The sequence below is a fragment of the Nonomuraea sp. NPDC050153 genome, assembly GCF_044460125.1.
GTDB lineage: Bacteria > Actinomycetota > Actinomycetes > Streptosporangiales > Streptosporangiaceae > Nonomuraea.
Map to the genome: position 1 here is coordinate 14,113 of NZ_JBITJQ010000059.1, position 22,938 is coordinate 37,050.

Genomic DNA, 22,938 nt, shown 5'->3' on the forward strand with positions numbered 1-22,938 from the left:
GAGTTGTGCCATGCACGTGCAGATCGCGCTCTACGACGGATTCGACCCCCTCGACGTCCTCGGCCCCTTCGAGGTCTTCCACTCGGCCGGCATGTTCTCCGGCGGGCAGGTGACCACCGAGTTCGTCACCGCCGAAGGGGCGCGGGAGGTGCCCAGCGGGTTCGCGTCGATCACGCTCACCGCCACAGCCGCGCTGGACCCGGGGAAGAAGAGCGTGATCGTGGTTCCTGGTGCGGTCGGAGGCCTGTCGCTGGATCCCGCCCTCGAGGGCGGCATCGGTTGGCTGCTCGCGCAGGCAGGACGCAGCGAGCTGCCGAACCGGTTGCGCGAGGCCCTGGCCGGGCCGGACGCGACCGTCGCGACCGTCTGCGGGGGCTCGATCCTGCTCGCTCATGCGGGTCTGGCCGACGGACGTCCGCTGGTGACCCACGAACGCGGCCACGACCTCGCGGGGACGAAGGCAGTTCCGGTCGAGGCCCGGATGGTCGACGACGGCAACCTGCTCAGCTCTGGCAACGTAACGTCCGGCATCGACCTGGCACTGTATCTGGTCGAGCGCGAAATCGGGCCGCGCGTGGCCCACGCAGTCGGCGAGCTGATCCGGCACGAGCGTCGGGGCACGGTGTGGAGCGCCACCGGCGCCCCCGTGGTGGCCGCCTGAGCAGGTACGAAGCACGCACGTCGGCCGGCCCAGGCGGGAACGTCGCCGAGCCGACCACAGCCGGTGAGAAAACGGTCGAGCACCAGCCCGCATAGGCTGGCGATCCCGGCGCTGGGCGGCCAGTGGGACCGGCTCAAGGCACGAACAGGAGAAGGACCGCGACCTCGGTTTCGGGACGATCGAGCCCCGCGAGCGTCTCGTACGGCGCTTCCGAAGCTTCACCGGCGCGGGCCCATGGGTGTGGTGCGCGCCGGACGCGTTCTTCGCCGAGGCACGCGATCAAGAACGTCAGCCATGCCACGCCGCTCAGCCACCAGACCGGCTTACGGCAGTTCTGCGACTCCATCACCGATCTGTACCTCGGCCGGCCAGCCGAATGGGAGGACCGTTTCAGGTGCGCGAAGTAGTCCGGAGCGTGCTTCCGCGGCTGACCGTCATGCCAGGTCAGCCAGAACGCCTGTGAGCAAAAATGCCGCCGCCGCGCCGTGGGAACCGGCCGGCAACCGCCGGCAGGGCTCGACCGCTTCCTTCCAGAGCGGAGGCCTGCGGCTTCAGGCGTTCGCTGGTTCGCTGTAGTCGGTGGCGGCATAAACCTGGAGGAGCCTCTCGACTCCGCGCAGGAAGGTCTCGCAGATCAGCGCCGGGTCGAACAGGCAGCCGGCCGCCATGGCGCCGTCGCGCATCATCACGAAGTGGCGGGCGGCGGGTTCGGCGCCGGTCTGCTGGATCTTGGCCAGCAGTTCCGTGACGGTTTCCAGGAACCACTGGCGGTGGGCGAGCACGGCCTTGTGCACCGGGGACTCGGGGTCGGGATACTCGGCGGCGGCGTTGAGGAAGGCGCATCCCCGGAAGCCGGGGGACTGGATGCTTTGGGCGATGGACGTGCTGAGGGCCCGGATGGTGTCGGCGGCCGGTAGTCCGGCGGCGACGGCCTCGTCCGCCTGACCGCGCATGGCCCGGTCGACCTCGTTCAGGTAGGCGAGGACGAGGTCTTCCTTGCCGGGGAAGTGCCGGTAGAGGGTGGCCCGCGTCACCTGCGCTTCGGCGACGATGCGATCGATGCCGACGGCGTGGATGCCCTCCGCGTAGAAGAGCCGGGTGGCCGTGTTGAGCAGCCGGGACCGCGCTTCGGACGGCCGGCCTTCGGATTGGTTGGGCATGCCACCATCCTAGTGGGTAGAACGTTCGGTCTTGACAGTCCGCGACGCAGGTTGCCATGCTGTGCCGAGACAGAACGTTCGGTCTAGCAAGAGGCCGGCAGCGGCTCGTCGTATTCACCGGTCGCCCACCTGATCGAGAAGGTCGACCGCGGGACGCTCTCCTCGTCACTCATCCACCCGAAAGGATCATCATGAGCACCATCGCTGCTTCACCCGGTATTTCCGGGACCGCGTCCGCGCTGCGGCGGCTGTACTTCGTCCGGTTCGCGTTCGCCATCGTCTGGGCCCTCGCGATGTTCACGACCGCCTCGAACCTGGGTCCGCTCGCGGTCACTCTGCTCGTGCTCTATCCGCTGTTCGACGTGGCCGCCGCCATCATCGACGCCCGCGCGTCGCGCACCACCGGATCGCCTGCCCTGCTGTACGTGAACATCGCGGTCAGCCTGATCACCGCCATCGGCGTGGCCATCGCCTGCGCGTCCGGTATCCCGGCGGTGCTGTGCGTGTGGGGCGCATGGGCGGTCGTGGCCGGGCTGGTCCAGCTGATCGTGGGCGTCACCCGCCGCAGGATGGGCGGCCAGTGGCCGATGATCATCAGTGGCGGCATCTCCGTACTCGCCGGTGCGTCGTTCATCGTCGGCGCCTCCGCAGGCAGCCCGACGCTGACCAACGCGGCCGGCTACGCCATCCCCGGCGGCATCTTCTTTCTCATCTCGGCCTTCCGTCTCGGCCGCGCCGCGAAGGGAAACTGACATGGACAGCAACACTTACGACGTCGTCGTCATCGGGGCCGGCCCGGTCGGGGAGAACGTCGCCGACCGGGTGGTGCAGGGCGGGCTCGGTGCCGCCATCGTCGAGCGCGAGCTCGTCGGTGGGGAATGCTCCTACTGGGCCTGCATGCCGACCAAGGCGTTGCTGCGCAGCGCGGCGGCGTTGCGGGCGGCGCGTCAGGTGCCGGGAGCGCGCGAGGCCGTGACCGGCGGTCTCGACGCGGCCGCGGTGCTGGGCCGCCGGGATTCCTTCGCCTCGCGATGGAAGGATGATGGTCAGGTCGGCTGGCTCGATTCGGCCGGGATCGCCCTGCACCGTGGTCAGGGCCGGATCGTGTCCGCGAACGTGGTCGAGGTGACCGGCGACGACGGCGTCCCGGTCACGTTGACGGCCCGGCATGCGGTGGTCATCGCGACCGGAAGCGGCGCGCTGCTGCCGGACGTTCCCGGTTTGCGCGAGGCCGCGCCGTGGACCAGCCGGGAGGCGGCCGCCGCGAGTACGGTCCCCGGCCGGCTCGCGATCATCGGTGGTGGCGTGGTGGCGTCGGAGATGGCTACCGCCTTCGCCGCCTTGGGGTCATCGGTGACGATGCTGGCCCGTGACGGCGTGCTGCCGCTGGCCGAGCCGTTCGCCGGTGAGCGGGTCACCGAGTCGTTGCGGGAGGCTGGTGTGTCGGTACGCCTCGGCGCGGAGGCCGCATCGGTGCACCGCGACGAGGCCGGAACGGTGCACATCACGATGACCGACGGCGAGCAGGTCGAGGCCGACGAGGTTCTGGTGGCGATCGGCCGGATACCGAACACCCACGACATCGGTCTCGGCGTCGTCGGCCTGACGCCGGGCGCCTGGCTCACGGTGGACGACACGCTGCGCGTGGTCGGGGAGGACGGGGCGCCGATCGGTGACGGATGGCTGTACGCCGCCGGTGACGTCAACCGGCGAGTGCTGCTGACCCACCAGGGCAAGTACCAGGGCCGCGCGGTCGGCGACGTCATCGTGGCACGTACGAAGGGCGAAGCGGTCGAGGACGGCCGCTGGGGCCGGCACGTCGCCACGGCCGACGAGCGCGCGGTGCCCCAGGTGGTCTTCACCGAACCGGAGATCGCATCGGTGGGGCTGACCGCGGCCGCGGCAGAGGCCGCCGGGGTACGGATCCGCGTCGTCGACTATGACCTGGGCGCTGTCGCCGGATCCGCCCTGCACGCCGACGGATACCGGGGGCGCGCCCGCATGGTCGTCGACGAGGACCGGAAAGTGATCGTCGGCTTCACGCTCGCCGGACCGGACGTCGCAGAACTGCTGCACGCCGCGACGATCGCGGTCGTCGGCGAGGTTCCGCTGGACCGGCTGTGGCACGCGGTTCCGTCGTTCCCCACGGTCAGCGAGGTGTGGCTGCGGCTGCTGGAGGCGTACGGCCGCTGACCGCCGGGCCGCGTGCTGTTCCTGCCGCGGCTGCTCAGCGGACGAAAGGGGCGACAGGCGTGCGACGTCTTCTTCGACCCGGGGATAGACCTCGGCCTTGAGCTGATCGAGGGCCCGGTCCATCCCTGACCCCGGGCAGCAGGATGTGCGCCGGATCCGGGCCGGCTACTGACCGGTCACGAGGACAGGCCGGGTGTCGATGTCGAGAAAGTCGCCCGGAGCGACCGGCGTGGCGGTTCCGTCCAGCTCGTGGACCTGGGTGGTGCCCGGTGGGGCCGGCGTTGACGCGGTGCCGGCGTGGGTCCAGCGCAGGACGGCGGCTCGGTGTCGGCCGGTGGCGTCGGGGATGGTGAATTCGCACTGCCAGACGTTGGCCGGCAGGCGGATCGCGGCGCCTTGCCCGCAGGCCCGTACTCGGGCATGAGCGAGCCATCGTTGCAGCTGTTCCACCGCCAGCGCGGCCCTGGTGGGTGCTCCGCCCTCGGCCTGCAGAACGACTGGCAGGTTCTTGGTGCCCCAGGCGTAGAAGTATGTGCGTCGCAGATCGCCGGTGGCGCTGCCGTACAGACCGGTCAGGTAGAAGCGGACCGCGTGGTCGATCGCGCGTTCTTCGTCCAGCGGCCGCTGCAGGACGATGTCGTGCGTCGTCCCCGTGCTCCAGATCGGGGGATGCACCCCCGCCTGGTGCAGGGTGCGGTAGGCGATGTCCAGGATCGCCAGCATGGTCTCCGGCGGATCGGCGGCGGATCGCTGGTGAAGCTTGACGCTCGCGACGTCGCAGTACGCATATCCTCCCGCCGCCGCGAACCGCCGCAGAAAGGCACGCCCTTCGCTGTTCCATAACCGGCCCATACCGGGACACACCACGATCGCCCCAGGGTCGGCCTTCTTGATGGCGCGGCTCGCCCGGCGGGTCATCTCGACCAGGCCGGCCACGTCGCCGGCGTAGAACCGGGAGTCGTTGCCGACCGGCCACAGCTCGTAGCCTTCGATCTGGCCCCGGTAGCGTCCGGCGAGCGTGCGTACGAACCGGTCCCAGTCGGCCAGGTCATCCGGTGGAGCCGCCCGGGCGCCCTCCGGGTAGGCCATGCGCGGCGCGTCGGGCGCGGCCCACTCTGGTGTGCCGCCGATGACGAACAGGGCGGGCAGTCCCGCGCGACGGGCAGCGGTCACCAGCCGGTCCGCCACCGTCCAGTCATACTCACCCCGGCGGGGCTCCAGATTGGCCCACCGTGTCTGGCTGTCCCAGAACCGGACGGCTCCCACCCGGAAACCCGGCATCTCCCCGGTGTTCGTGTTCATCGTCACACCGAATCTGACCGGCTCCACCGGCTCAGGCGCCACCACCCAGCTGGGGCCGCTCGCCGACTGCGGCCGCGCCGGCAGGGGTGCTGTCCCGAGCTGCGCCTGCGACGAGGCCGTCCCCAGCACGATGGCCAGCGCCGCGACCACCACCCCGGCCGCCGCCCTGGCCACCGGCCTTCGGCGCGGCAGCACCACCCGTGGCGACGCCGCCGCCACCACAACGCCGGCGGCGGTCTCCTCCAGCACCGCTTCGGCAGGCACGGCGAGACCGCCCCCGGTGGAGGGCGGATGTTCACCATCGAGGACCCACGCGTGAACGGCATCACGGACTTCCTGCTCGTTGGCGCCGCATGCCCGGGCGATCCGCGTGACGAGCCCGGCGTCGGGGATCCTCACCTTGCCGGTGCAGTAACGATGCAGGGTCGACGAGCTGACGTAGGTCCTGCGGGACAGATCGGCATAACTCTGCCCGCTGCGCTCCTTCAGAGCCCGCAGAAGTTCGGCAAGAGCTGACATCCCGGGCCGATCATCCCACACCCGTCCCACGACGGTCCAGGAATCGCAGGTCAGAGGCAACTCGGCAGCCCACTCGTCCCAGATGAGCACATCGTCCTTGCCGCCGTGATAAGGGGCGGCGAAGGTCGGTGACTACCAATGACTCCCGCAACCGACACAGGAGAAGGCGGATGACCATCACTGTTCGGCCCGAAACAGCAGGCCGCTGGGTCACGAGCGTGCTCGGCGCGACAGTTGTCGCCGGCACCTTCCTGACCGTGCCCGCTACCGCAGCTCCGTCGGCGCTCGCCGCCACGGCCGACCTCGACTGCACAGTGGCCTGCGGCATCGTCGTCAACCGATCGAACCAACGCATCCTGATCTCGAATACGTGGTGCTCCACGCCAAAAGAGCCTTGGAAACCGGGCGCTCACCCATGCAAGGGACACCATCTCTATCCCAACTGGCCGTGGCGGAAATGGCCGGACGGCAAGACGAGGTATCACCTCCGGTGGCTGCAGCCGGGGCAGAGCTCCAGGACGTACTTCAAGGACACTGACGCGTTCATGATCGACCATCACTGCACCGTCAAGTGGGGGACCCCCGCGGGGGTTGACACGACGCGCGCCGGTGCCCGGGAGCTATGGAGAAAGATCTACGGACATACGGTCGTCATCGTCTCCGCCGCGTGTCAGCGCTAGGTCGTGCATCGAAAGCGGATCAATAGGGTTGGGCCGTGATGGGTGTCGCGCCAGGGCTGAGGAGGTCGCCATGTTGTTCGGGTCGCGGACCGGATTCGGTTTGGAGTGCCACGTCGAACGGGACCCGGGGTTGCTGTGCGTCGACGTCTTCGTCGGAGGGCTCCATGTGAACACGTGGGACAACGCGTTCTATCCGCCGCTACTGGTCAAGAAGCTCAAGGACGAGCTCAGCCGCTTTCGCACGCCGACTGCGCGGCCGGTGGGGTTCACCTCGCCGTCTGAGTCCTTCCGCATTGCCGAGAGCTGGATGTACGACGACGCCAGTACCGGGGCCTCACCTGGGGCCGAGGCGGCACTCGCACGGTGTGTGTTCCTGGAGTGGGGGGAGTCCGCCGACGAGGTGACAGCGTTCGCGTTCCCTGACGGGGACCGGGTGCACCTCGCCTGCCGGGTACGCGATGGAGGCGGTCCCGCCTGGGGCACCGAGGCCCGGCGTGAGCCAACGGTGGTGTCGGTGAGCCGGACGTTGCTCGTCGAGACGCTGGAGGGCGGCCTCGTCATCGCTGAACGCGAGTGGTCTGCCCGGCTCGCCGCCATCAAGGTCCGCAGTGACACATGTGACGGTGAGGACGCGTCCAGCGTGCGTTCTCCGTAGTACTTCAGCCGTAGATCGTGATCATGTAGGGGCCGCCGTCGGCCGGTTGTAGTGGTTTGCTTGGGAGCGGTCCTGGTGGGAGTGGCTGTGCGGTCGCTTGTCAGGGCGGCCGGAGTCTGTTGGGAGGAGTGCAGGGTGGCGGGGTCGGTTTCGAGGCCGGCGGCGGCAACGCCGGACGATGTGATGCGGGCGCGGGCCGAGACGGCGATGAGCCTTCCAGCTCCGCTGGTGGCACTGTGGAGCGTGAGGGACGGCCTTCACCCAGAGTCCGGTGTCGCGGTGTACTCGGCAGGGGACATCGGTGAACGCAACGCCACTTACGAAGTCGCGCGGTATGCACCAGGATTCCTCCTCGTCGGCGATGACAGTGGTGGCCGCGGATTCCTCGTGCGTGCCGATGACCCGGACTCCGCCGTGTTCTCCTCCGGTCTGGGCGATCTGGAGCCTGCGGACTTCGACGTCGTGTCCGCGGACTTCGCGTCCTGGATCGAATCGCTTGGTCCTGCCCCTTCCTGCTGACAAAGGGCATTCTCGGGTTCGCTTGCCGGCGTGGGCGTGTGTCGAAAGTGGATCTTGACCGTGGGAAGATCACGCTTTGTGGCGCGTGGGGATCTGACGGACGAGCAGTGGGCGGTGCTGGGGCCGCTGTTGTCAAAGAACAAGAACTCCGGTCGGTCGCCGGTACGGCCTCGGCGGCAGTTGATCGACGGCATACGGTTCCGGGTCCGCACCGGCATCCCGTGGCGGGACATGCCTGAGGAGTATGGGCCGTGGGTCGGGTGTGCGACTTGTTCCGGCGCGGGCAGCGGGACGGCACCGCCTCAAAAGGCACCGTGCCGTGGCCGGCAGATACGACAAGCTCGTGGTCCGCTACGAGGCGACCGTCCTCGTAGCAGCCATCAACGAGTGGCTATGACCAGCACATTCGCTTCGGCCGAGGGAGGGGAAAAAGCTTCGCGATGCGAGTGCACCGCATGGCAAGGTGCAACGCATGGCACCCCAGTACCAGATTCGCGCAGACTACGATGCTGACACGATCGTGGTCTACCAGGCATACGCGCCTGCCATAGCCGACGGAGCACTGCGAGCGGGCCGATTCGTCGCGCCGTTCTCATTCCACAGGATGACGTGGATCAAGCCCTCATTCCTGTGGCTCATGCATCGCAGCAACTGGGCCCGCAAACCCGGTCAAGAGCGCGTTCTCGCAGTGCGGATAACCCGGCAGGGCTGGGAGGAAGCTCTGTCCCAGGCCGTGCTCACGACCGCGGATCCGGCAGTTGTGACCCAGGCAGCCGTACATGTCCAGTGGGACCCGGAACGCTCGTTGCGCGGAGCGGCACTCAACCACTACAGCATCCAGGTCGGCATCGGCCGCAATCTGATCCGCACATTCACCGACGACTGGATCGTCAGCCTCACCGACCTCACCCCTCAGGTCCGCAAGGCCGCGGTATTGACACAAACCGGGCACGCTACCAAAGCCCAGCGCCTATTCCCCGCAGAGCGGGTGTATCCACTGCCACGGACGCTGGATAGCCTCCTTTCCCCGGGCAGATGACGGCCGACTGGCGAGGGATAAGCTGCCCGCGCCTGAGGCACTACGAGTCCTTTCGCAGCGATCGCGAGTTGCAGTGGCGGCCAGGGAGAGTTCCGGGCCGTGGCCCACTGCGACAGCGGAGACGCAATCGTTTATGGCCGTTGGAAGGGGCCAGGCCGGCTTGCCATGTCGGTGGCCAATTGCGGCTATTACGCCGATTGGTAAGTCGATACAGCTGAGGTGACCTCGTTCAGAACTGGAGTGAATCCTGACCAGGGCGTGGTCCGGTAAGGGCCGCCACGCTGGAGAACATCGCCTGCGTCTTCGATCGCGGTCCGCCTGCCCGGCTCGGCGGTCACGATCTCGCCGACCGCGCGGGCCGCCCCCGACGCGTGCGCCTCACTCCCCCCGGCACCGGGGCCGCCTGACCCCGGCAAGGCTGAAGGACAGGCCCTGGCCCGCCTTGGATGACCTCGCCGGCGGGCCGGTGCTGGGCGCTGACCGACTGACGTCGAGCCCGATATGGCGAGCCGACCACGCTCGTGCTGCCGGATCTCACACCCTGTGAGCTTCAGGAGCCGTGCCCTGGCGGCCTTCCGGCTCCGCGTCCTGCTCATCGACAGGGACGCCCAAGGAGGGCTGCCTGCTCGTCGGGTCGCCCGCGAGCAGATCCCTGGTCAGCTCGTCGGGCTCATCGGCGGGCCGGGGCGCCGCGCGTATGGGGGTGCCGTCAAGAGCCGCGTGATGAGCCGCCAAACCGCTTCTGAGCTGGCACGCGACTCCCTGGGCTCCGGCCGCGCATGGCTGCTGCGGCGCCAGGGACGGGGTGAGGGCGTCTGGTTCGCCATCACCCCGTCGCCCGGAGGAGCCGGCAGCTCCAGGTAGCTCCTATGGCGCCCGTGCGGTCGCGGTGATCAGGCGGCCGCGCCGCGGGCTATGTAGAGGTTCATCTCGGTGAAGTCGAGGGTGACGTTGTAGGGCTTGAAGAAGCAGTGGGCGAAGTGGCCTGTCATGTCGATCCCTGACCCGTAGGGCCAGGGCACGTTGACCGGCTGGTTTGGGTTCATGTAGCAGTAGACGTCCTTGGCGACGGCGTTGCCGAGACGGATCTCCTTCGGGTAGCAGGGGTGGACGACGGCCGGGTGGCTTTGGGCAAACGTCTCGATCGGGCGGTCGTAGTCGGTGCGGACCCGCAACCGCTCGGCCGTCTTCCCGGGCATGCCCGCGGTGACCTCGCCGATTCCGCCGATGGTCACGCCCACCACCCGTGGGCCGGAGTCGGCGATGCCGGCGATGCTGCCCAGGCTGTGGACCCCGTGGTCACGGGCCAGCCACAGCGGCAGAGGCTTGGCGCCCGCCCGGGCGGCGTCGGCGCGTGCCTTGCCGGCCGTTTCGGGGGTGCGGCGGCGCAGGATCAGCGACCGGCCCGCGTAATCGAAGGTGGTCAGCAGGTGGTAGAACACCCACGTGCCGATCAGGCCGTCGTCGTCGTCGGTGCCGACATCTTCGCCCGACTCCGTCGACGACCAGCCCACGGGGACGTTGCGCAGTTCGATGCCGCCCAGCTTGACGGAGTCCAGCACCCCGTAGTGCACCCAGATGGGGGTGCCCTCGAAGTCGGTCTTCTGACTGACGGCGGGGCTCAGCCCGGCCTCCTTGGCCACCGACGCGCGCATGCTCAGATTCGGGGCGCCGGTGTAGAACATGAAGCGCTTCGGCGGTCCGCCGTTGACCGAGGCCTCCACCAGCGGCTTCGGGTCCATCTGCTGGAATGGCACCCGCGCGATGTCGCCGTGGATCTGATACGGCTCGCCGCTGACCGCCGCGAACCACTTGGCGTAGGCTTCCTCGCCGGCCGCTTGCCAGTGTGGTGCGGAGAGGGCGAATTTGTCCTGCCGGATGTAGCAGTCGCCCAGGAACTCGTTGGTTTCCTTGTCGTCGGGCGCCAGGTTGAGGGCCATCTTGAGGTATTTCTCGGCGTCGGGGAACCGGTTGGACAGTAACCCGACATAGCCGCGCTGGCGGGCCGCGTGCTGGTTCGCGGGGTCCTTTTTCAGGATCTCCTCGTATGCCCGGCCGGCCTGCTCGAACTTCCCGGCCTTGAACAGCGCGTCGGCGTCACCGCTGTCGGCCGCCGCCGTGGCTGCCGTGCCCGGCAGCGGCGCGGCCGCGCCGGCACCGGCCAGCACGGCGGCGCCCCGAAACAGCGAACGCCGGTCCCATTTCCCGTCATGAGCCACGCCTTCTCCTTTCGCGATCACCTTCGTCGTAACGCTCTGTCCCAGCGGACGGTCACAGCAGCTCCGGCCGGTTCGTCTCGCCCTGCTCGATAAGGGCGACGCCGTGGTGCCGGGGCCACCCGGGCCGTACAGCGTGGTCCCGACGCGGGCGGCCGGATCGTTACGCGGCACGCTCGGTGACTCGCCCGCCGGCCAACCCCGTCCACTGTCGGCCGGCCGCGTCCCCGTCTCGTTCGCGCTGTGTCATGGTCGTGTCACAGTCGCGGCGGCGGTGGCCCGCCGTGTGTCCTTCTTGCAGGCTCATCGGCGACGGGTGTCATCTGAGGTCTCGTGACCGTTGAGGTCGAGCGCCGTCCGTGCCCGGACCGCGTGCCGTCGCTTCAGGCGGGAGCGTTGTCGGAGTGGACTCCCTGGTCCAGCAGGGCGTTGATCATCTCCTGAAGCCGGTCGCGTCCGACGGCGCCGAGTGCGCCGGTCAGGGCCTGGGCGAGCTTGTCGAACGGGTCGTCCATCATCAGCTCCTTCACCTTCTCGGCCAGTTCCTCCACGCTCCACGGCCCGTCCTTGTGGATGTGGCCGCCGGGAGACCAGCCATGGTTGACCGCGACCGTTCCGCCCCGTACCGACAGCACCTGGCCGGTGAGCGGGCAGGCCGCACCCGCCAGGTAGGCGGCAACAGGCGCGCAGGCGGCCGGGTGCAGTGGGTCGAACCGGCCCGCCGGCGGTTCCCCGCTCATGCCGGGAACGGCGAGAGTGAGGCGGGTACGGGCCATTGAGGGCGAGATGCAGTTGACCCGCACGCCGTACCGGCCGAGTTCAAGGGCGGCCACGATGGTCAGCGCCGCGACCCCGGCGTTGCCTGCCGCATAAGAGACCTGCGCGGGCAGCGGGTTGAGTAGCCCGGAGCCGGAGGAGGTGTTGACCACGGCGCGGTCGGCGTGAACTCCTGCCTCATACCGGTCGCGCCAGTGGCGGGCCGCCCAGTGCGTCACCGCGAAGGTGCCCTTCAGCTTGACGGCCACGACGTCGTCGAAGTCCTCCTCCGGCAGGTCGGCCAGGCCCATGTTCCGTTCGATGGTCGCGTTGTTGACCACTACATGCAGGTCGCCGAAGGACTCCAGGGCCGTCTCCACCATGCGGCAGGCACCGTCCCAGTCGGTGACGCTGTCGGCGTTGGCCACAGCCTGTCCGCCGCGGGCAGTGATCTCCTCGACGACCTTCGCGGCCACGCCGGCGTCGCCGCCCGTGCCGTCGATGGCGACGCCGGAGTCGTTGACGACGACCTTGGCGCCTTCGGCGGCGAAGAACAACGCCTCCTCCCGCCCGATGCCGCGCCCGGCTCCGGTGATGAGGACGACGCGTCCGTCCAGACCTCCCATGAATGATCTCCCTTCACTGACTGCAGTCTATGTAGTGATTCACAGTATGCATCAATTCGGAAGATGCAATAAACTGGCCTGCGTGGTGGAGAAGTACGGACTGCGAGAGCGAAAGAAGCAGCGCACCCGGCAGGCACTGATCGAGGCGGCGGTGCGTCTGTTCGAGGACAAGGGCTACGACCACGTGACCGTGGCCGAGATCGCCGACGCCGCGGAGGTGTCCCCCCGCACCTTCTTCCTCCACTTCCAGGCCAAGGAGGATGTGCTCCTGGCCAATGCCGACGTGCGCGTCGACCTGGCGCTGCAGGCGATCGCCGAGCGCCGCGCCGAGGACCGGCTGCCCGAGCTGTTGGTACGGGCGATGGACCAGATGATCGTCAACACCTGGGACAGCGACCTCCCCAGCGGGCTCGCGGCACTTCGGGCACGGCTGGCGGCCTCGGTGCCGGCGCTGCAGGCCCGGCTGCTGCAGCGATACCTCGCCGCGCAGGCCGAACTGGCCCAGGCGCTGCAGCGGGCATTCCCCGACAGGCTCGACACGATCACAGCCTCCGCCCTGGTCGGCGCGATGGTGGGCGCGGTCAGCGCATCCGCGCTGACCGCGCTGCAGCGCGGCGACGGACCCGACGAGGTACGCGACGCCATGCGACAGGCGATGGCCCTGGTGGCGCGATCCGTCACCTGACCCCGTCACGCCCGTGACCGCCTCGGCCCCGCGTACGACCACCTCACCCGTGCCCAGGCGTTCCCCACGCGCTCGCCGATCTCCTGAGCGCCCTCGGCCGGCACGACGAGGCGCGGGGTCTCGTGAACCAGGCCCTGGCCGTCAGCCGCGACATCGAGGACCACCTCGCCGAACCGGGTGCGCTGATCGCCCCCATGCGGCCGGGACCACGACCACGCGGCCCGGCAGGTCGAGCTCGCCCTGGAGAACCATGCCACCGGTTGAGGTGCGGGCGACGGGCGCAGCACGCCGGCCAGGGCCAGCGCCACCAGGATGCCCCCGCCGCCCGCAACCGCCATCGCCGGGCCTGGCCCGATCGCCTCGCCCAGCACGCCGATCAGAGCGGCGCCCGCCGCCTGCCCGGTCATCGGCCCGGCCGACTGCAGCCCGAACGCCTGTCCGCGCACGTCCTCGGGCACCGCGTCCACGAACCGCCGCTGCAGTCCCAGCTGGTACGCCAGCCCCGCCGGCGGCCGCCGCCAGCACCACCCCGGCCCGCCCCTGCCCGCCCAGGTAGGGCACCACCATGGCCTCGGCCCCGGCCAGGCACACGCACGGCAGCCAGCCGGCCAGCAGCAAACCGCGCACCCGCCTGTCGGCCACCAGTCGCCGGTTCACGCGGAGCGTCTCCCGTACCGCACTGCCCCGAGCCACCTGGTCCGCACCCCGTGCGGGCCGGTGCGGCAGCCCCACTCGCAGCACCACCACGGCCGCGAGCGACAGCACCGCCGTGACGGCCAGCGCCCCGGACGGCCCGGCGAAGCCGAGGAACGCGCCCGCGGCCGCCAGCCCCACGATCTGCGCGCTCGCCGAGGCCACGTTGAGCACCGACCGCCCCAGCACGAACGCGTCCCCTGGCAGCACCTCGGGCAACATCGCCGCCCGTGCCGCGAAGAACACCGGCGAGAACAGCCCGGTGACCAGCACGAGCGCCAGCAGCCCCCACACTGGCAGCCCCGCGTACGCCAGCACCAGGCATGTCACCGCCCTGACCAGCTCACCCGCGATCATCAACGCCCGCGGCGGCACCCGATCGGCCAGCGACAGCAGGAACAGCCCGCCCAGGATGAACGGCAGCCACCCGGCCATGTACGCCGCGGCCGACAGCCCGGGAGAGCCGGTCCGCTCGTACACCAGCACGGACAGAGCCAGCATCTTGACCACGTCCCCGCCGATCAGCAGCACGAAGCTGCCGAACAGCACCCGGAACTCCCTGACGGCGAACACCTCGCCGAACGTCGCGCTCTTCACGCATCCGATGCTGCGGACCCGCCCACTATCGCGCGATATTTTCGGATATAACCGAAAGGTGCTCAGGACGATCGAGGTCACCCCGCAAGACCTGGTGAGCAGCAGGTTCGCGATCTCCCCGCTGGTCGAGGTCATGCACGCGCAGTGGGTGCAGGCGGGCCGCGCGGAGGCGGGCGTGCACGGGCCGTGGGTCGCCCGGTGGCGCGCGACGTACCGGATGCTGGAGCGCGAGCACCTCGCCCTGCGGGCCGTCGCGCTGATCAGCGGCAACAGGGGCAAAGCGAACGTCGACTTCATCGCCCCGCCGCCGACGGCGACGGCGTGCTCTTCGAGGACGAACTGGCCGCCGTGCGGGCGACGCCGCCGGCGCAGGCCCACGCGGAGATCGCCGGGGCGCTGGCTGGGCGCCCGTCCGTCACCGGCCCGGTCCGGGACCTCCTGCTGGGCCCGCACGTGGTCGAGCGGCTCGCCGACGCCTACGAGGCGCTCTGGACCGAGATCCTGTCCCACGAGTGGCCGCGCCTGCGGGCGATCCTGCAGCGGGACGTCGCGCAGCGCGCGGGCCGGCTGGCGGCCTACGGCTGATCGGGCGCAGCCGGGCACGCATCCTCGCCGAGCTCGCCGAACCCGCCACGACCACGCAGCTTGCCGCGCTGCTCGGACAGAGCCTGGGCACCACGGGCGAACACGTGGCGGCGCTGCGCCGTACGGGCCTGATCGCCGGCACCCGCACCGGCCGCAGTGTCCTGTACGCCCGCACGCCTCTCGGCGACGCCCTGATCAACGCCCGTCTCGACCGGGAAGCTGAGCAGGCATAGCGCACGGGTTCCTCGACCGGCACCGGGATCCGTGCCTCCACCGTGAACGACGCGCGGTCGGCGCGGCAGACGTCCGCGCGAACTCGATGCAGCGGCCCCCCGCGGGGTCGACCGCGGGCACGGGACGGGTCAGACATCCCTGGAGGCTGAACGTCAAGCCGCGAAGTCGTGTTGGCGGTGCGACCGTACGGTTGCCCGGTCGTGAGTGGTGCTGGTTTGAGGCAGTCGTGCGAGACTCCGACCAGGCGGCTGCCGATTCGGCGGAGGGCGGCGTCGTGGCCGACAAGTTCTCCCGGCGGCTAGCGCGGGGCGATCGGGGTCAGCGGAGGGGTGCGGGCCTCGATCGCCTCGGCGGCGTCCAGGCACAGGTCCTCGCGGAAGCGCGGCCCGATGATCTGGACGCCCTGAGGCAGCCCCTCGGCCACACCAGTGGGGACGGCCACCGCTGGAAGCCCCAGGAGGTTGACGGTCCACGCCATGCGCAGGGACGCCGGCCACCGAGCGAGCCGGCCGGCGTCGAGGTCGGATCCCACGGCGAAGGCCGGGTCGGTGCAGATCGGCGCGAGGACGAGCGGAGCCTGGCTCATCCACGCCATCCAGGCACGCGTGATCGCGGCGCGTTCCATCATGGGGTCGAAGGCCGCCTGGCCGGCCGCCCGGTTCCAGTGCGGCTCGTACTCCGCCCAGAAACGGACGAACCCCTCAGAGGCCACCGACTCGACCGGCGGCTGCACTTCGTGCACCCGGCCGTAGGCGGACAAGAGCTGGGTGTAGATCTCTCCGGCTCGCACCAGGGCCGGGGCCCGGCCCTCCGTCACGACGTACCCCGCGTCGGAGAGCCGCTCCGCCGCCTGGCGCAGGGCGGCCGCGACGCCGGGGTCCAGATCGGGGCCGTCCGGGTCGGTGGCGAGCCAGACCCGCACGGGTGCGGGAACCGGGGGACCGTGCAGGGGCACCGGCGCGTGCCAGGGGTCCCCGCCGTGGTCCGCGCACATGTGGGTGAAGGCCAGGCGCAGGTCCCGTACGCTCCGGGCGATCGGCCCGTGCACGGCCAGCAGCTGGAACCCGAACGGCGTCGGCTGCGGCGGACCGCCCGCCCCGGCCGGCAGGCCGACCTGGGCCACGCGCCCCAGCGACGGCTTCAACGCGGCGACGCCGCAGCACTGGGCGGGCCAGCGTAGCGAGCCGCCCCCGTCGTTGCCCAGCCCCAGCGCCGCCATGCCGGTCGCCACGGCCACGGCGTCGCCGCCGCTGGAGCCGCCGGGCGTGTGCGCGGCCGACCACGGGTTACGGGTGGCGCCGTGCAGCTCGTTGTCGGTGTGCCAGCGCATGCCGAACTCCGGCATGTTGGTCCGCCCGATCGGGATGGCCCCGGCCGCGCGTAGCTCGGCGATGTGCGGCGCGTCCGCGGCGGCGACCGCGCCGCGCAGCGGGACGATGCCCAGTGTTGTGGCCGATCCGGCGACGTCGATGTTCTCCTTCACGGTCACCGGGACCCCGCACAGCGGGCCGACCGGCGTGCCCGAGCCCAAGGCCCGGTCGGCCTTGTCCGCCGCCTGCAGCGCCTGCTCGGCCAGGACGACGGTGACCGCGTTCACCCGGGGGTTGACCTCGGCGATCCGCCGCAGATGCGCCTCGACCACCTCGCGGCTCGACACCGTACGAGCCTGGATCTGCCGCGCCAGCTCCCAGGCAGACATCTCCCATATTTCCGACATTGCGCCCCTTCTTCGTTTGCCGTGCCGAGGAATCTAGGGGGCATCGTCACAAAATTGCAGTCTTGTGTTCACGGCCTGTGTCAGCCGCCCGGATGTCGAGACCCCGGTCCAGATCGTGGACTCCTTTTGCGGGTCACGCTCGATGAGACGTCTCGAAGCGTTGTTCGCCTGCCCCTACCTCGTTCGACCCGATGGCCGGGACGGTCGTGCTCACCCCCGAGCGGGCCGAACCCGCCTACCGGTCGGCGTCGTCGAGTACGGCGGGAACAGCCGTTCGGCGTGCACCGCGCCGAGGTCGAGCTCTCCGCCGGACTGTGAGGTCGGCGGGCTTGCAAGCGCCGCTCGGACGCCTCAACCGCGCAGCAGCTCCTCCCGCCTGGCCAGCAGGCGTGCTCGTTCTCTGGACAGCTCGGCGTCGCGGTGCCGCAGGTGCGTCCCCATGCCCTGGATCCATCGGGCCGTCCGCTCGACCTCGGCGCGGGTGTTCTCGATGCGCTGATGCTTCATCAGATCGGTGATGATGTTGTCGAAGAACGTGTCGACGAACCACCGCGTGTCCACCTTGGGCAGGCGGGCGCTCGCGGAGACGCCGACGTCGGCGAGTTCGCGGGAGAAGACGTCCAGAGCCCGCTGGGCGTGCCAGGCGGCCTCGTCGGCGGAGCGCAGCCGGTTGTGCTCGACGGCGTCGGCGATCAGGCCGCCGCCCAAGAGATCCCAGGTGGAGGCGCCCTTGGCCGAGCCGAGGTGGCCGAGCACCTGGGCCAGCGCCTGCAGCGCGGCCTGACCCGCCTGGTACGCCTCCGTGTGCTCGCGCAGCTCCGCCGAGACGCGCTCGAGGGCGGCGCCGAGGCCCGTCAGCTCGCTGGCGCGGGCATCACCGCGGGCGAGGAGCTGCCGCTCCTTCTCGGCCAGCAGCTTCTCGTACTCCTGCGAGGCCGTCGCGAGCCCCGCCAGCTCGGCCTCGATCGCCCGCGCGTCCGCCTCGATCTGGGCCAGCCGGGCCCGGTGGCCGTCGAGCCGCTGCCTGGCGGCGGCGGCCTCGGCCCGCTCGCGGTCCAGCAGCTCCTCGCGCCGGCTCACCAGGCGGGCCAGGAAAGCGCTCAGCCCGCCTTCCAGGCGGGTGACGTCGGCCTCCTCCTTGGACAGGTCCTTCTCCAGGCCGGACAGGGTGTCGTGGGCCTGCTGGAGCTGCTCCGCGGTGGCCGCGTGCCGGCGCCGCAGGTGGTCGGCCCGGTGCGTTCGGGCGGCCGCCGCGCGCAGCCGCTCGTCGAGATCTGAAGAGCTCGTCACGCTTCAGATGACGAACGAACAACCCCAGACGTTCCAGCCAAGCGGTTGCAGTCGGGACCTTGAACCGCGCCGGGTCATTCGGGGGCCGGGTTATCTGGCAGAGCTCGGGCCGCGCACCGCATCGATGTGCCCAGCGCCGTTCGGTGACCAGGGCTCGATCCGCGTCGTCTCGGCGGCGTTGTGGTCATTCCTCGGCCAGAACGGTTTCCCCGACGAATGCGCGTAGCGTGTCGTTGGCCTGTTCCAGGGCGTTCAGCACGACCTCGCGCTGCTCCTCGCCCACCTCGCCCAACGCCTGATCGGCGAGTTCCGCCCAGGCCCGTTCGATTTCCGGCACCAGCTTGTGGCCGGCGTCGGTGACCACGACGCGTACTTGACGGCGATCGACGGCGACCGGCTCGCGCCGGAACCAACCGCCGGTCTCCAGGCGGGCGAGACTGCGGGTGGCGGTCGGCTGCTCGACACCGAGCCGGGCGGCCAACTGGGACACCGTCATGCCGTCGGGCTCCTGCGCCAACACCCACAGCAGCACGTCCTGGCCGGGGTGCAGGCCCAGCGCCGCGAGTTTGCGCGACTTGGCGGCGCGGTAGAGCTTGCTCATCTTGTTCAGCGCCCGATTGGCGCGCATCGCCTCACTTGCGTCCACGACCCTCACTCTACTATATGTATAGTCGGCTATTAGATAGCCGACTATGTAGATGGAGGAGCAATGAACCTCGGTCTGAATGGACGGGTCGCGCTGGTCACAGGAGCGTCGGGTGACATCGGCGGCGCGATCGCCACGGCATTGGCGCAAGAGGGCGCCCTGGTCGCCGCGGCCTGGCACGGCAGCGAAGAACGAGTCCACGGCCTCGTTGACTCGATCAGCGGGACGGGCGGAGCGGCGATCGCGGTCCGGATCGACCAGCGGGACCAGGAATCGATACAGACGGCCGTTCGGCAGGTGGAGCGCGAACTCGGCGATATCGCGGTTCTGATCGCCAACGCCGTGAGCTGGCCGATCCGAACGCCCGAGACATGGGAGACCCTGACCGACAGTCTCACCACCAACGTGACCGGGACGCTGTCCGTGATCGACGCCGCCCTGCCCGGCATGAGGGCAGCAGGATGGGGACGCGTGGTTGTGATCTCATCGGACGTCGTCAGCCAGCCGATGCCGGCCGCGGCGGCCTACCCCGCCGCCAAGGGGGCGCTGGAGACGGCCGCAAGGGTCCTCGCTTCCCGCGAGGCCCAGTACGGCATCCTCACCAACGTGGTCAGACCGGGCTTCACTCTGACCGAACGGGCACTGACTTATCCGGGATTCGGGCAGGAGGTCATCGACGCCGAAGCGGCCAAGACGCCGACCCGCCGCATCTGCACTCCCCAGGACGTCGCCTCCACTGTCGCCTATCTCGGTTCGGCGGCGAACGGGCACGTCAACGGGGAGGTCCTCTCCGTCGCAGGTGGACGCCACCTCACCCGCTAGGGCCAGGGGACAGGGAGGCTGACGTCCGAGGCCATCGCCAAGGTCACCGAGGTCCTGGCGCCGACGGCTCTTTCTGGGTTCCTCGACCCCCGTGTCTGGCGGGCGCGGAGACCGACCGGAGCTAGGCGTCCTTGATGCTGCCTGAGAGGCTGCGGCACATCCTGTCGGAGCTGGCCAGCCATACGACCCTGAACCGGTAGCCCTGGGCCTCCCGGAGCACGGTGTCGGCGCAGAACGTGGCTGTCGGCGGACCCTCCGCCCGCACGCCGAAGTCCGGGATGAAGGGCACCTGCTTGGCCAGCAGGCAGATCGCATCCTCCGCCAATGCCTCCACGTCGCCTCGCACCACGGCCACGACACCCAGCGACCAGCCGTACTCGGGATCTTGGTAGACCGAGACCGCCAGGTGATCGTTCTCGTACGCGCAGTCCACGGCATCCGCCACCAGGACGACCTGCTTGGTGAAGGTCGTCAGCCCCGTGCGGAACTTGCGCAACTCCGCCTTGTCGGCCATCTCCTGTTCCGGGATGGCGTCGAGCACGAGGCCGAGGAAGCCGTTCACGCCGAGGCAGGGGTTCGTGGCGATCCGCTCAACGCCCTCGGGCGAGGGGAGCAGTGAGCGGGTGATCGGCCCGGCTTCGGGGCAGAAGCCCTTTTTCGCTGGTGGCGGGTCCTTGGATTGCGCCTGGGACGGCTGATCGGCGCTGGCCTGATCACCCTGGAACTCGCACCCGGTGAGGAAGCTGAAGGACAGGATCGCGATCAGCAGCCCGCTGACAGTGGAATTACGATTCATGGAATCAAGCGTGTGATCCCGACTGCCGGATCGTCATGAGTAGCCCCCTACTCAAGTGCATAGCGGTCCCAAGCGGGGCGCCCCGGACGTTGGGCGGATCCACCCGCCCTGACCTGCTCGAACATCCCGTCCGCCCAGGGAGCTGATGTCGATGATGGTGCCGCTGTGCTGGGTCCGCATGGCCGGCAGCACGGCCCGGGTGAGGTGTGCGGAGCCGAAGGGGTTGACCTCGATCTGGGAGCGGGCCTCAGACATCGGGACGTGCTTGGGAGCGCCGTACGAGCCGTATCCGGCGTCGTTCACCAGGACGTCGATCCGGCCCTGCGCCGCGAGGATGCCGGCGACGGCCTTCTCGGCCGAGGACTCGTCGTGACGTCGAGGGCGACGGTGCGCACGCCGGCGCCGCCGTCCGGTCGACGCGGCGAGCGGCGCCGTGGACGGCGAAGCCTGCGTCGTGGAGGCGGCGGGCGGTGCTCTCGCCGATGCCCGAGGAGGCCCCGGTGACCAGGGCGATCTTGTGACCCATAGGATGTCCTGTCCCGGCGCGGATGGCCGCCGAAGGGATGTCAGGAGCCGGCGCGGCGGGAACGCGTGCGCGTCGCGGCGAAGGCGAAAGCGAGGCGAACAGGCGCGGCCACGTGGGGCGGACGGCGTACCGGGCGAGACGCTTCGACAGGTCGAGCCGGCCCCGCTCGTTCGTCATGAGCGCGTGGCCTGGCGAGGTGAAGCCGCTGACCACGATCGGCTTCTCGGCGTTCTCGTTGCCCAGGAGGTTGCCGAAGTTGCCGCGACCGGAGACGAACTCGCAGCCCTCCTCGTTCCCGCCCCAGATGAGGTAGGGGTTCGTCCACACCATCGGCGGCATCGTGTTGACGCCGATGGCGCGAGACCGCGGCGAGATGGAGGGGGTCGGGGTCGTGCGTGAGGGCTTCTTCGAGTTGCCGGTCGACGCGCAGGCGTTCGAGGGTCGCGGCCTGTCCGCGCAGTCGGGTCTTGGCGAAGTTGATGATGCTCACTGGGCCCGTTCCGTGGGCACTCATCTGGTTGATGAGCAGGTGCGGGTTGGCGGTGCTGGGCCAGCGGGTGCGGCGGTATTCCAGCCATTCGAGCAGGATCTGATGGGTGAAGTCGTCGATCGGTCGGGGGCGTCCGGCGATGATGAGCCGTCGGTTGCCCAGGTCGACGTCCTGCCGCAGCAGGGCGCGGATCGCGGCGTGGACGGCGGCGAGCATGAGGGCGAGCCGGGCCGCCGGGGTGGTGGCTGCCTGGACGGCCTGATCGATGTCGGTCGAGGCGAGTGGCTGCGCGAGCCGGTAGGGCTGCTGCCCGGTGCCCTGGGAGACCGTCACCGACGCCGAGGGCCGACGCGCCTGGACGGCAGGACAGCTCCGGGCGGCCATCGCGCACCTGGCCGACGACGATCCGGTCGTGGTTCACGTGGCCACCGACGAGGAGGGCGTGGCCGACGACGAGATCATCGTGGATGCCGGGCACGGGCGGATCGGCTGGGGCGATGGGTACGGCCTGGAGCGCGACCCGCTGTTCGCCCTGGAGTGCGCCTGGCACACCACCGATGTCCTGCACATCCGGCCCCGCCGGCTCGACCGGCGGTCCCGGTGAACAGCTTCCTGTCCGCAGCCGCCGCGGCCGAGACGGTGACCGTCAATCCGGCCGACATCGCGCTGCTGACCTGCGTGCTGGCCGACCACCAGCGCACCGTCTGGATGCCGGCTCCTGACCTGGCGGCGGCCCTCAACCACGACGGGCCGGTCATCGTGCAGGCCTGCCGGCTCTGGCTCCTGCTCGGCGAGGCCGACCCCGAGCTCGTCTGCGATCTGGACGGCGCCGAGGACGCCACGCACGAGCGGATGGACGTCCAAGCCCACCACCGCCTGGAGGCCGCGTTGTATGCGCAGGCGCCGCTGACCGCCGCGGCGATGAACGCGCTGGCGGACGCGGAGTTCATCCTCCGCGACGCCGAGGACTTCGGGTCCCCGTGACGATGGCCCAGATCCTGCCGCTCACCGGTGACCCGACGCTGGCCGAGGCCGCCACCGCGTTCCTGAACCGCCGGGACCTGGACGCCGGCACCCTGCGCTCCTACCGCCGGACACTGACCCGCCTGCGCACGGGGCTCGGCGACGGCGTGCTGCTGACCGATCTGACGGTCGAGAAGACGGCGGTGGTGTTCACCGCGGCGTGGGGGAACGCGGCCCCCCGCACCTGGAACCGCCACCGCTCCGCGCGGTGGAGCATGACTGACCTGGCCGCGCTGGTCGAGCGGCGCCGGGAGAACACCGACGCCACGAAGGTCATCGACCGGCACCTGATCGAGGCCCTGTGGCAGCGCCGCGACCTACCGCTCCGGGAAAAGGCCCTGTTTGGGCTGCTGTATGAGAGCGCGGCCCGCTCCGCCGCAATCCTTGGCCTCGACGTCGGCAACCTCGTGCTGGACCCTGCTGGTTAACTCGTCTCAGGCCGCGAGAGCGAGTTCTGCCAGTTCGAGGCGGGCAAGGTGGCTGGTGCGGGTCCGGTCGAGCGGGTTCC

Annotated in this window: 29 protein-coding genes; 16 read left to right on the forward strand and 13 right to left on the reverse strand. The window is 70.1% G+C overall.

All coding sequences use genetic code 11. From position 1 onward, the window contains the following. Positions 1 to 10: 10 nt before the first annotated feature. Entirely contained in the window at positions 11 to 661 is a 651-nt protein-coding gene (locus tag ACIBQ1_RS59630; RefSeq protein ID WP_397292271.1) for a DJ-1/PfpI family protein, read from the forward strand. Between the two features lie 133 nt (positions 662 to 794). Here ACIBQ1_RS59630 and ACIBQ1_RS59635 read toward each other — a convergent pair whose 3' ends face one another. Together ACIBQ1_RS59635 and ACIBQ1_RS59640 are read right to left on the reverse strand one after the other, a co-directional pair. After that, positions 795 to 1,007 (reverse strand): hypothetical protein, encoded by a 213-nt coding sequence (locus tag ACIBQ1_RS59635; RefSeq protein ID WP_397292272.1) that lies wholly within the window; start codon positions 1,005 to 1,007, stop codon positions 795 to 797. 205 nt (positions 1,008 to 1,212) lie between these two features. Then, positions 1,213 to 1,821, reverse strand: coding sequence for a TetR/AcrR family transcriptional regulator (locus ACIBQ1_RS59640; RefSeq protein WP_397292274.1), 609 nt, complete (start codon positions 1,819 to 1,821; stop codon positions 1,213 to 1,215). 191 nt (positions 1,822 to 2,012) lie between these two features. On the opposite strand from ACIBQ1_RS59640, the gene ACIBQ1_RS59645 reads away from it, so the two are divergent. Further along, on the forward strand, positions 2,013 to 2,573 hold the full coding sequence (locus tag ACIBQ1_RS59645; protein WP_397292275.1) for a hypothetical protein: 561 nt from the start codon (positions 2,013 to 2,015) through the stop codon (positions 2,571 to 2,573). Between the two features lies 1 nt (position 2,574). Continuing rightward, positions 2,575 to 4,014, forward strand: coding sequence for a dihydrolipoyl dehydrogenase family protein (locus tag ACIBQ1_RS59650; RefSeq protein WP_397292276.1), 1,440 nt, complete (start codon positions 2,575 to 2,577; stop codon positions 4,012 to 4,014). A gap of 165 nt (positions 4,015 to 4,179) precedes the next feature. On the opposite strand, the gene ACIBQ1_RS59655 is transcribed toward ACIBQ1_RS59650, so the two are convergent. Continuing rightward, positions 4,180 to 5,835, reverse strand: a complete 1,656-nt coding sequence (locus ACIBQ1_RS59655; RefSeq protein WP_397292278.1) for a helix-turn-helix domain-containing protein — start codon at positions 5,833 to 5,835, stop codon at positions 4,180 to 4,182. 170 nt (positions 5,836 to 6,005) lie between these two features. Here ACIBQ1_RS59655 and ACIBQ1_RS59660 point away from each other — a divergent pair, with 170 nt between their 5' ends. The 6 genes from ACIBQ1_RS59660 to ACIBQ1_RS59685 all read left to right on the forward strand — a co-directional run bounded on the left by ACIBQ1_RS59660 (position 6,006) and on the right by ACIBQ1_RS59685 (position 9,592). Next, on the forward strand, positions 6,006 to 6,515 hold the full coding sequence (locus ACIBQ1_RS59660; RefSeq protein WP_397292279.1) for a hypothetical protein: 510 nt from the start codon (positions 6,006 to 6,008) through the stop codon (positions 6,513 to 6,515). A 70-nt stretch (positions 6,516 to 6,585) separates the two neighbouring features. Then, positions 6,586 to 7,170 (forward strand): hypothetical protein, encoded by a 585-nt coding sequence (locus ACIBQ1_RS59665; RefSeq protein ID WP_397292280.1) that lies wholly within the window; start codon positions 6,586 to 6,588, stop codon positions 7,168 to 7,170. Between the two features lie 135 nt (positions 7,171 to 7,305). After that, the gene (locus ACIBQ1_RS59670) at positions 7,306 to 7,689 is read left to right on the forward strand and encodes a hypothetical protein (RefSeq protein WP_397292281.1); all 384 of its coding nucleotides are present in this window, start codon (positions 7,306 to 7,308) and stop codon (positions 7,687 to 7,689) included. 78 nt (positions 7,690 to 7,767) lie between these two features. Further along, a complete protein-coding gene (locus ACIBQ1_RS59675) occupies positions 7,768 to 8,202 on the forward strand; it encodes a transposase (RefSeq protein ID WP_397292305.1) in 435 nt (144 codons plus the stop codon). Further along, positions 8,162 to 8,728 (forward strand): DUF4291 domain-containing protein, encoded by a 567-nt coding sequence (locus ACIBQ1_RS59680; protein WP_397292283.1) that lies wholly within the window; start codon positions 8,162 to 8,164, stop codon positions 8,726 to 8,728. Before ACIBQ1_RS59675 ends, ACIBQ1_RS59680 begins: the two co-directional genes overlap by 41 nt. Before the next feature lie 543 nt (positions 8,729 to 9,271). Beyond that, positions 9,272 to 9,592, forward strand: a complete 321-nt coding sequence (locus tag ACIBQ1_RS59685; RefSeq protein ID WP_397292284.1) for a hypothetical protein — start codon at positions 9,272 to 9,274, stop codon at positions 9,590 to 9,592. 29 nt (positions 9,593 to 9,621) lie between these two features. On the opposite strand, the gene ACIBQ1_RS59690 is transcribed toward ACIBQ1_RS59685, so the two are convergent. Then, positions 9,622 to 10,947 carry an aspartyl protease family protein gene (locus ACIBQ1_RS59690; protein ID WP_397292285.1) on the reverse strand — a complete coding sequence of 442 codons (1,326 nt, stop codon included), beginning with the start codon at positions 10,945 to 10,947 and terminating at the stop codon, positions 9,622 to 9,624. 380 nt (positions 10,948 to 11,327) lie between these two features. After that, positions 11,328 to 12,326: an SDR family NAD(P)-dependent oxidoreductase gene (locus ACIBQ1_RS59695; protein ID WP_397292287.1), complete on the reverse strand. Its 999-nt coding sequence runs from the start codon at positions 12,324 to 12,326 to the stop codon at positions 11,328 to 11,330. Between the two features lie 82 nt (positions 12,327 to 12,408). On the opposite strand from ACIBQ1_RS59695, the gene ACIBQ1_RS59700 reads away from it, so the two are divergent. Beyond that, on the forward strand, positions 12,409 to 13,011 hold the full coding sequence (locus ACIBQ1_RS59700; RefSeq protein ID WP_397292288.1) for a TetR/AcrR family transcriptional regulator: 603 nt from the start codon (positions 12,409 to 12,411) through the stop codon (positions 13,009 to 13,011). A gap of 141 nt (positions 13,012 to 13,152) precedes the next feature. Here ACIBQ1_RS59700 and ACIBQ1_RS59705 read toward each other — a convergent pair whose 3' ends face one another. Continuing rightward, positions 13,153 to 14,301, reverse strand: coding sequence for an MFS transporter (locus ACIBQ1_RS59705; RefSeq protein ID WP_397292289.1), 1,149 nt, complete (start codon positions 14,299 to 14,301; stop codon positions 13,153 to 13,155). Between the two features lie 321 nt (positions 14,302 to 14,622). Here ACIBQ1_RS59705 and ACIBQ1_RS59710 point away from each other — a divergent pair, with 321 nt between their 5' ends. Continuing rightward, complete coding sequence (locus ACIBQ1_RS59710; RefSeq protein WP_397292291.1) at positions 14,623 to 14,886, forward strand: hypothetical protein; 264 nt, start codon at positions 14,623 to 14,625, stop codon at positions 14,884 to 14,886. Continuing rightward, on the forward strand, positions 14,814 to 15,119 hold the full coding sequence (locus tag ACIBQ1_RS59715) for an ArsR/SmtB family transcription factor (protein ID WP_397292292.1): 306 nt from the start codon (positions 14,814 to 14,816) through the stop codon (positions 15,117 to 15,119). The genes ACIBQ1_RS59710 and ACIBQ1_RS59715 overlap by 73 nt, the downstream gene beginning before the upstream one ends. A 299-nt stretch (positions 15,120 to 15,418) precedes the next feature. Here ACIBQ1_RS59715 and ACIBQ1_RS59720 read toward each other — a convergent pair whose 3' ends face one another. The 3 genes from ACIBQ1_RS59720 to ACIBQ1_RS59730 all read right to left on the reverse strand — a co-directional run bounded on the left by ACIBQ1_RS59720 (position 15,419) and on the right by ACIBQ1_RS59730 (position 18,773). Then, a complete protein-coding gene (locus tag ACIBQ1_RS59720) occupies positions 15,419 to 16,837 on the reverse strand; it encodes an amidase (protein ID WP_397292293.1) in 1,419 nt (472 codons plus the stop codon). 351 nt (positions 16,838 to 17,188) lie between these two features. Continuing rightward, on the reverse strand, positions 17,189 to 18,127 hold the full coding sequence (locus ACIBQ1_RS59725; RefSeq protein ID WP_397292295.1) for a hypothetical protein: 939 nt from the start codon (positions 18,125 to 18,127) through the stop codon (positions 17,189 to 17,191). A gap of 184 nt (positions 18,128 to 18,311) precedes the next feature. After that, entirely contained in the window at positions 18,312 to 18,773 is a 462-nt protein-coding gene (locus ACIBQ1_RS59730) for a MarR family winged helix-turn-helix transcriptional regulator (RefSeq protein WP_397292296.1), read from the reverse strand. Positions 18,774 to 18,836: 63 nt separating this feature from the next. On the opposite strand from ACIBQ1_RS59730, the gene ACIBQ1_RS59735 reads away from it, so the two are divergent. Further along, entirely contained in the window at positions 18,837 to 19,595 is a 759-nt protein-coding gene (locus tag ACIBQ1_RS59735) for an SDR family NAD(P)-dependent oxidoreductase (protein ID WP_397292297.1), read from the forward strand. A gap of 121 nt (positions 19,596 to 19,716) precedes the next feature. On the opposite strand, the gene ACIBQ1_RS59740 is transcribed toward ACIBQ1_RS59735, so the two are convergent. The 4 genes from ACIBQ1_RS59740 to ACIBQ1_RS59755 are packed head-to-tail and all read right to left on the reverse strand — an operon-like array spanning position 19,717 to position 21,623. After that, positions 19,717 to 20,391 (reverse strand): hypothetical protein, encoded by a 675-nt coding sequence (locus ACIBQ1_RS59740; RefSeq protein ID WP_397292299.1) that lies wholly within the window; start codon positions 20,389 to 20,391, stop codon positions 19,717 to 19,719. 51 nt (positions 20,392 to 20,442) lie between these two features. Then, on the reverse strand, positions 20,443 to 20,727 hold the full coding sequence (locus ACIBQ1_RS59745) for an SDR family NAD(P)-dependent oxidoreductase (RefSeq protein WP_397292306.1): 285 nt from the start codon (positions 20,725 to 20,727) through the stop codon (positions 20,443 to 20,445). Then, complete coding sequence (locus ACIBQ1_RS59750) at positions 20,639 to 20,917, reverse strand: SDR family NAD(P)-dependent oxidoreductase (protein ID WP_397292307.1); 279 nt, start codon at positions 20,915 to 20,917, stop codon at positions 20,639 to 20,641. Before ACIBQ1_RS59750 ends, ACIBQ1_RS59745 begins: the two co-directional genes overlap by 89 nt. A gap of 40 nt (positions 20,918 to 20,957) precedes the next feature. Further along, on the reverse strand, positions 20,958 to 21,623 hold the full coding sequence (locus ACIBQ1_RS59755) for a hypothetical protein (RefSeq protein ID WP_397292308.1): 666 nt from the start codon (positions 21,621 to 21,623) through the stop codon (positions 20,958 to 20,960). A 97-nt stretch (positions 21,624 to 21,720) separates the two neighbouring features. On the opposite strand from ACIBQ1_RS59755, the gene ACIBQ1_RS59760 reads away from it, so the two are divergent. The 3 genes from ACIBQ1_RS59760 to ACIBQ1_RS59770 are packed head-to-tail and all read left to right on the forward strand — an operon-like array spanning position 21,721 to position 22,858. Further along, positions 21,721 to 22,011, forward strand: coding sequence for a DUF6225 family protein (locus ACIBQ1_RS59760; protein WP_397292300.1), 291 nt, complete (start codon positions 21,721 to 21,723; stop codon positions 22,009 to 22,011). Then, positions 22,008 to 22,391: a hypothetical protein gene (locus tag ACIBQ1_RS59765; protein ID WP_397292301.1), complete on the forward strand. Its 384-nt coding sequence runs from the start codon at positions 22,008 to 22,010 to the stop codon at positions 22,389 to 22,391. The genes ACIBQ1_RS59760 and ACIBQ1_RS59765 overlap by 4 nt, the downstream gene beginning before the upstream one ends. Then, positions 22,388 to 22,858, forward strand: a complete 471-nt coding sequence (locus ACIBQ1_RS59770; protein WP_397292302.1) for a hypothetical protein — start codon at positions 22,388 to 22,390, stop codon at positions 22,856 to 22,858. Before ACIBQ1_RS59765 ends, ACIBQ1_RS59770 begins: the two co-directional genes overlap by 4 nt. Positions 22,859 to 22,938: the final 80 nt, after the last annotated feature.

Coding starts and splice junctions, on each gene's coding strand:
- ACIBQ1_RS59630 (WP_397292271.1), top strand. CDS start 11: ATGCACGTGCAGATCGCGCTCTACGACGGATTCGACCCCCTCGACGTC.
- ACIBQ1_RS59635 (WP_397292272.1), bottom strand. CDS start 1,007: ATGGAGTCGCAGAACTGCCGTAAGCCGGTCTGGTGGCTGAGCGGCGTG.
- ACIBQ1_RS59640 (WP_397292274.1), bottom strand. CDS start 1,821: ATGCCCAACCAATCCGAAGGCCGGCCGTCCGAAGCGCGGTCCCGGCTG.
- ACIBQ1_RS59645 (WP_397292275.1), top strand. CDS start 2,013: ATGAGCACCATCGCTGCTTCACCCGGTATTTCCGGGACCGCGTCCGCG.
- ACIBQ1_RS59650 (WP_397292276.1), top strand. CDS start 2,575: ATGGACAGCAACACTTACGACGTCGTCGTCATCGGGGCCGGCCCGGTC.
- ACIBQ1_RS59655 (WP_397292278.1), bottom strand. CDS start 5,835: ATGTCAGCTCTTGCCGAACTTCTGCGGGCTCTGAAGGAGCGCAGCGGG.
- ACIBQ1_RS59660 (WP_397292279.1), top strand. CDS start 6,006: ATGACCATCACTGTTCGGCCCGAAACAGCAGGCCGCTGGGTCACGAGC.
- ACIBQ1_RS59665 (WP_397292280.1), top strand. CDS start 6,586: ATGTTGTTCGGGTCGCGGACCGGATTCGGTTTGGAGTGCCACGTCGAA.
- ACIBQ1_RS59680 (WP_397292283.1), top strand. CDS start 8,162: ATGGCACCCCAGTACCAGATTCGCGCAGACTACGATGCTGACACGATC.
- ACIBQ1_RS59695 (WP_397292287.1), bottom strand. CDS start 12,326: ATGGGAGGTCTGGACGGACGCGTCGTCCTCATCACCGGAGCCGGGCGC.
- ACIBQ1_RS59720 (WP_397292293.1), bottom strand. CDS start 16,837: ATGTCGGAAATATGGGAGATGTCTGCCTGGGAGCTGGCGCGGCAGATC.
- ACIBQ1_RS59735 (WP_397292297.1), top strand. CDS start 18,837: ATGAACCTCGGTCTGAATGGACGGGTCGCGCTGGTCACAGGAGCGTCG.
- ACIBQ1_RS59740 (WP_397292299.1), bottom strand. CDS start 20,391: ATGAATCGTAATTCCACTGTCAGCGGGCTGCTGATCGCGATCCTGTCC.
- ACIBQ1_RS59750 (WP_397292307.1), bottom strand. CDS start 20,917: ATGGGTCACAAGATCGCCCTGGTCACCGGGGCCTCCTCGGGCATCGGC.
- ACIBQ1_RS59755 (WP_397292308.1), bottom strand. CDS start 21,623: ATGCTCGCCGCCGTCCACGCCGCGATCCGCGCCCTGCTGCGGCAGGAC.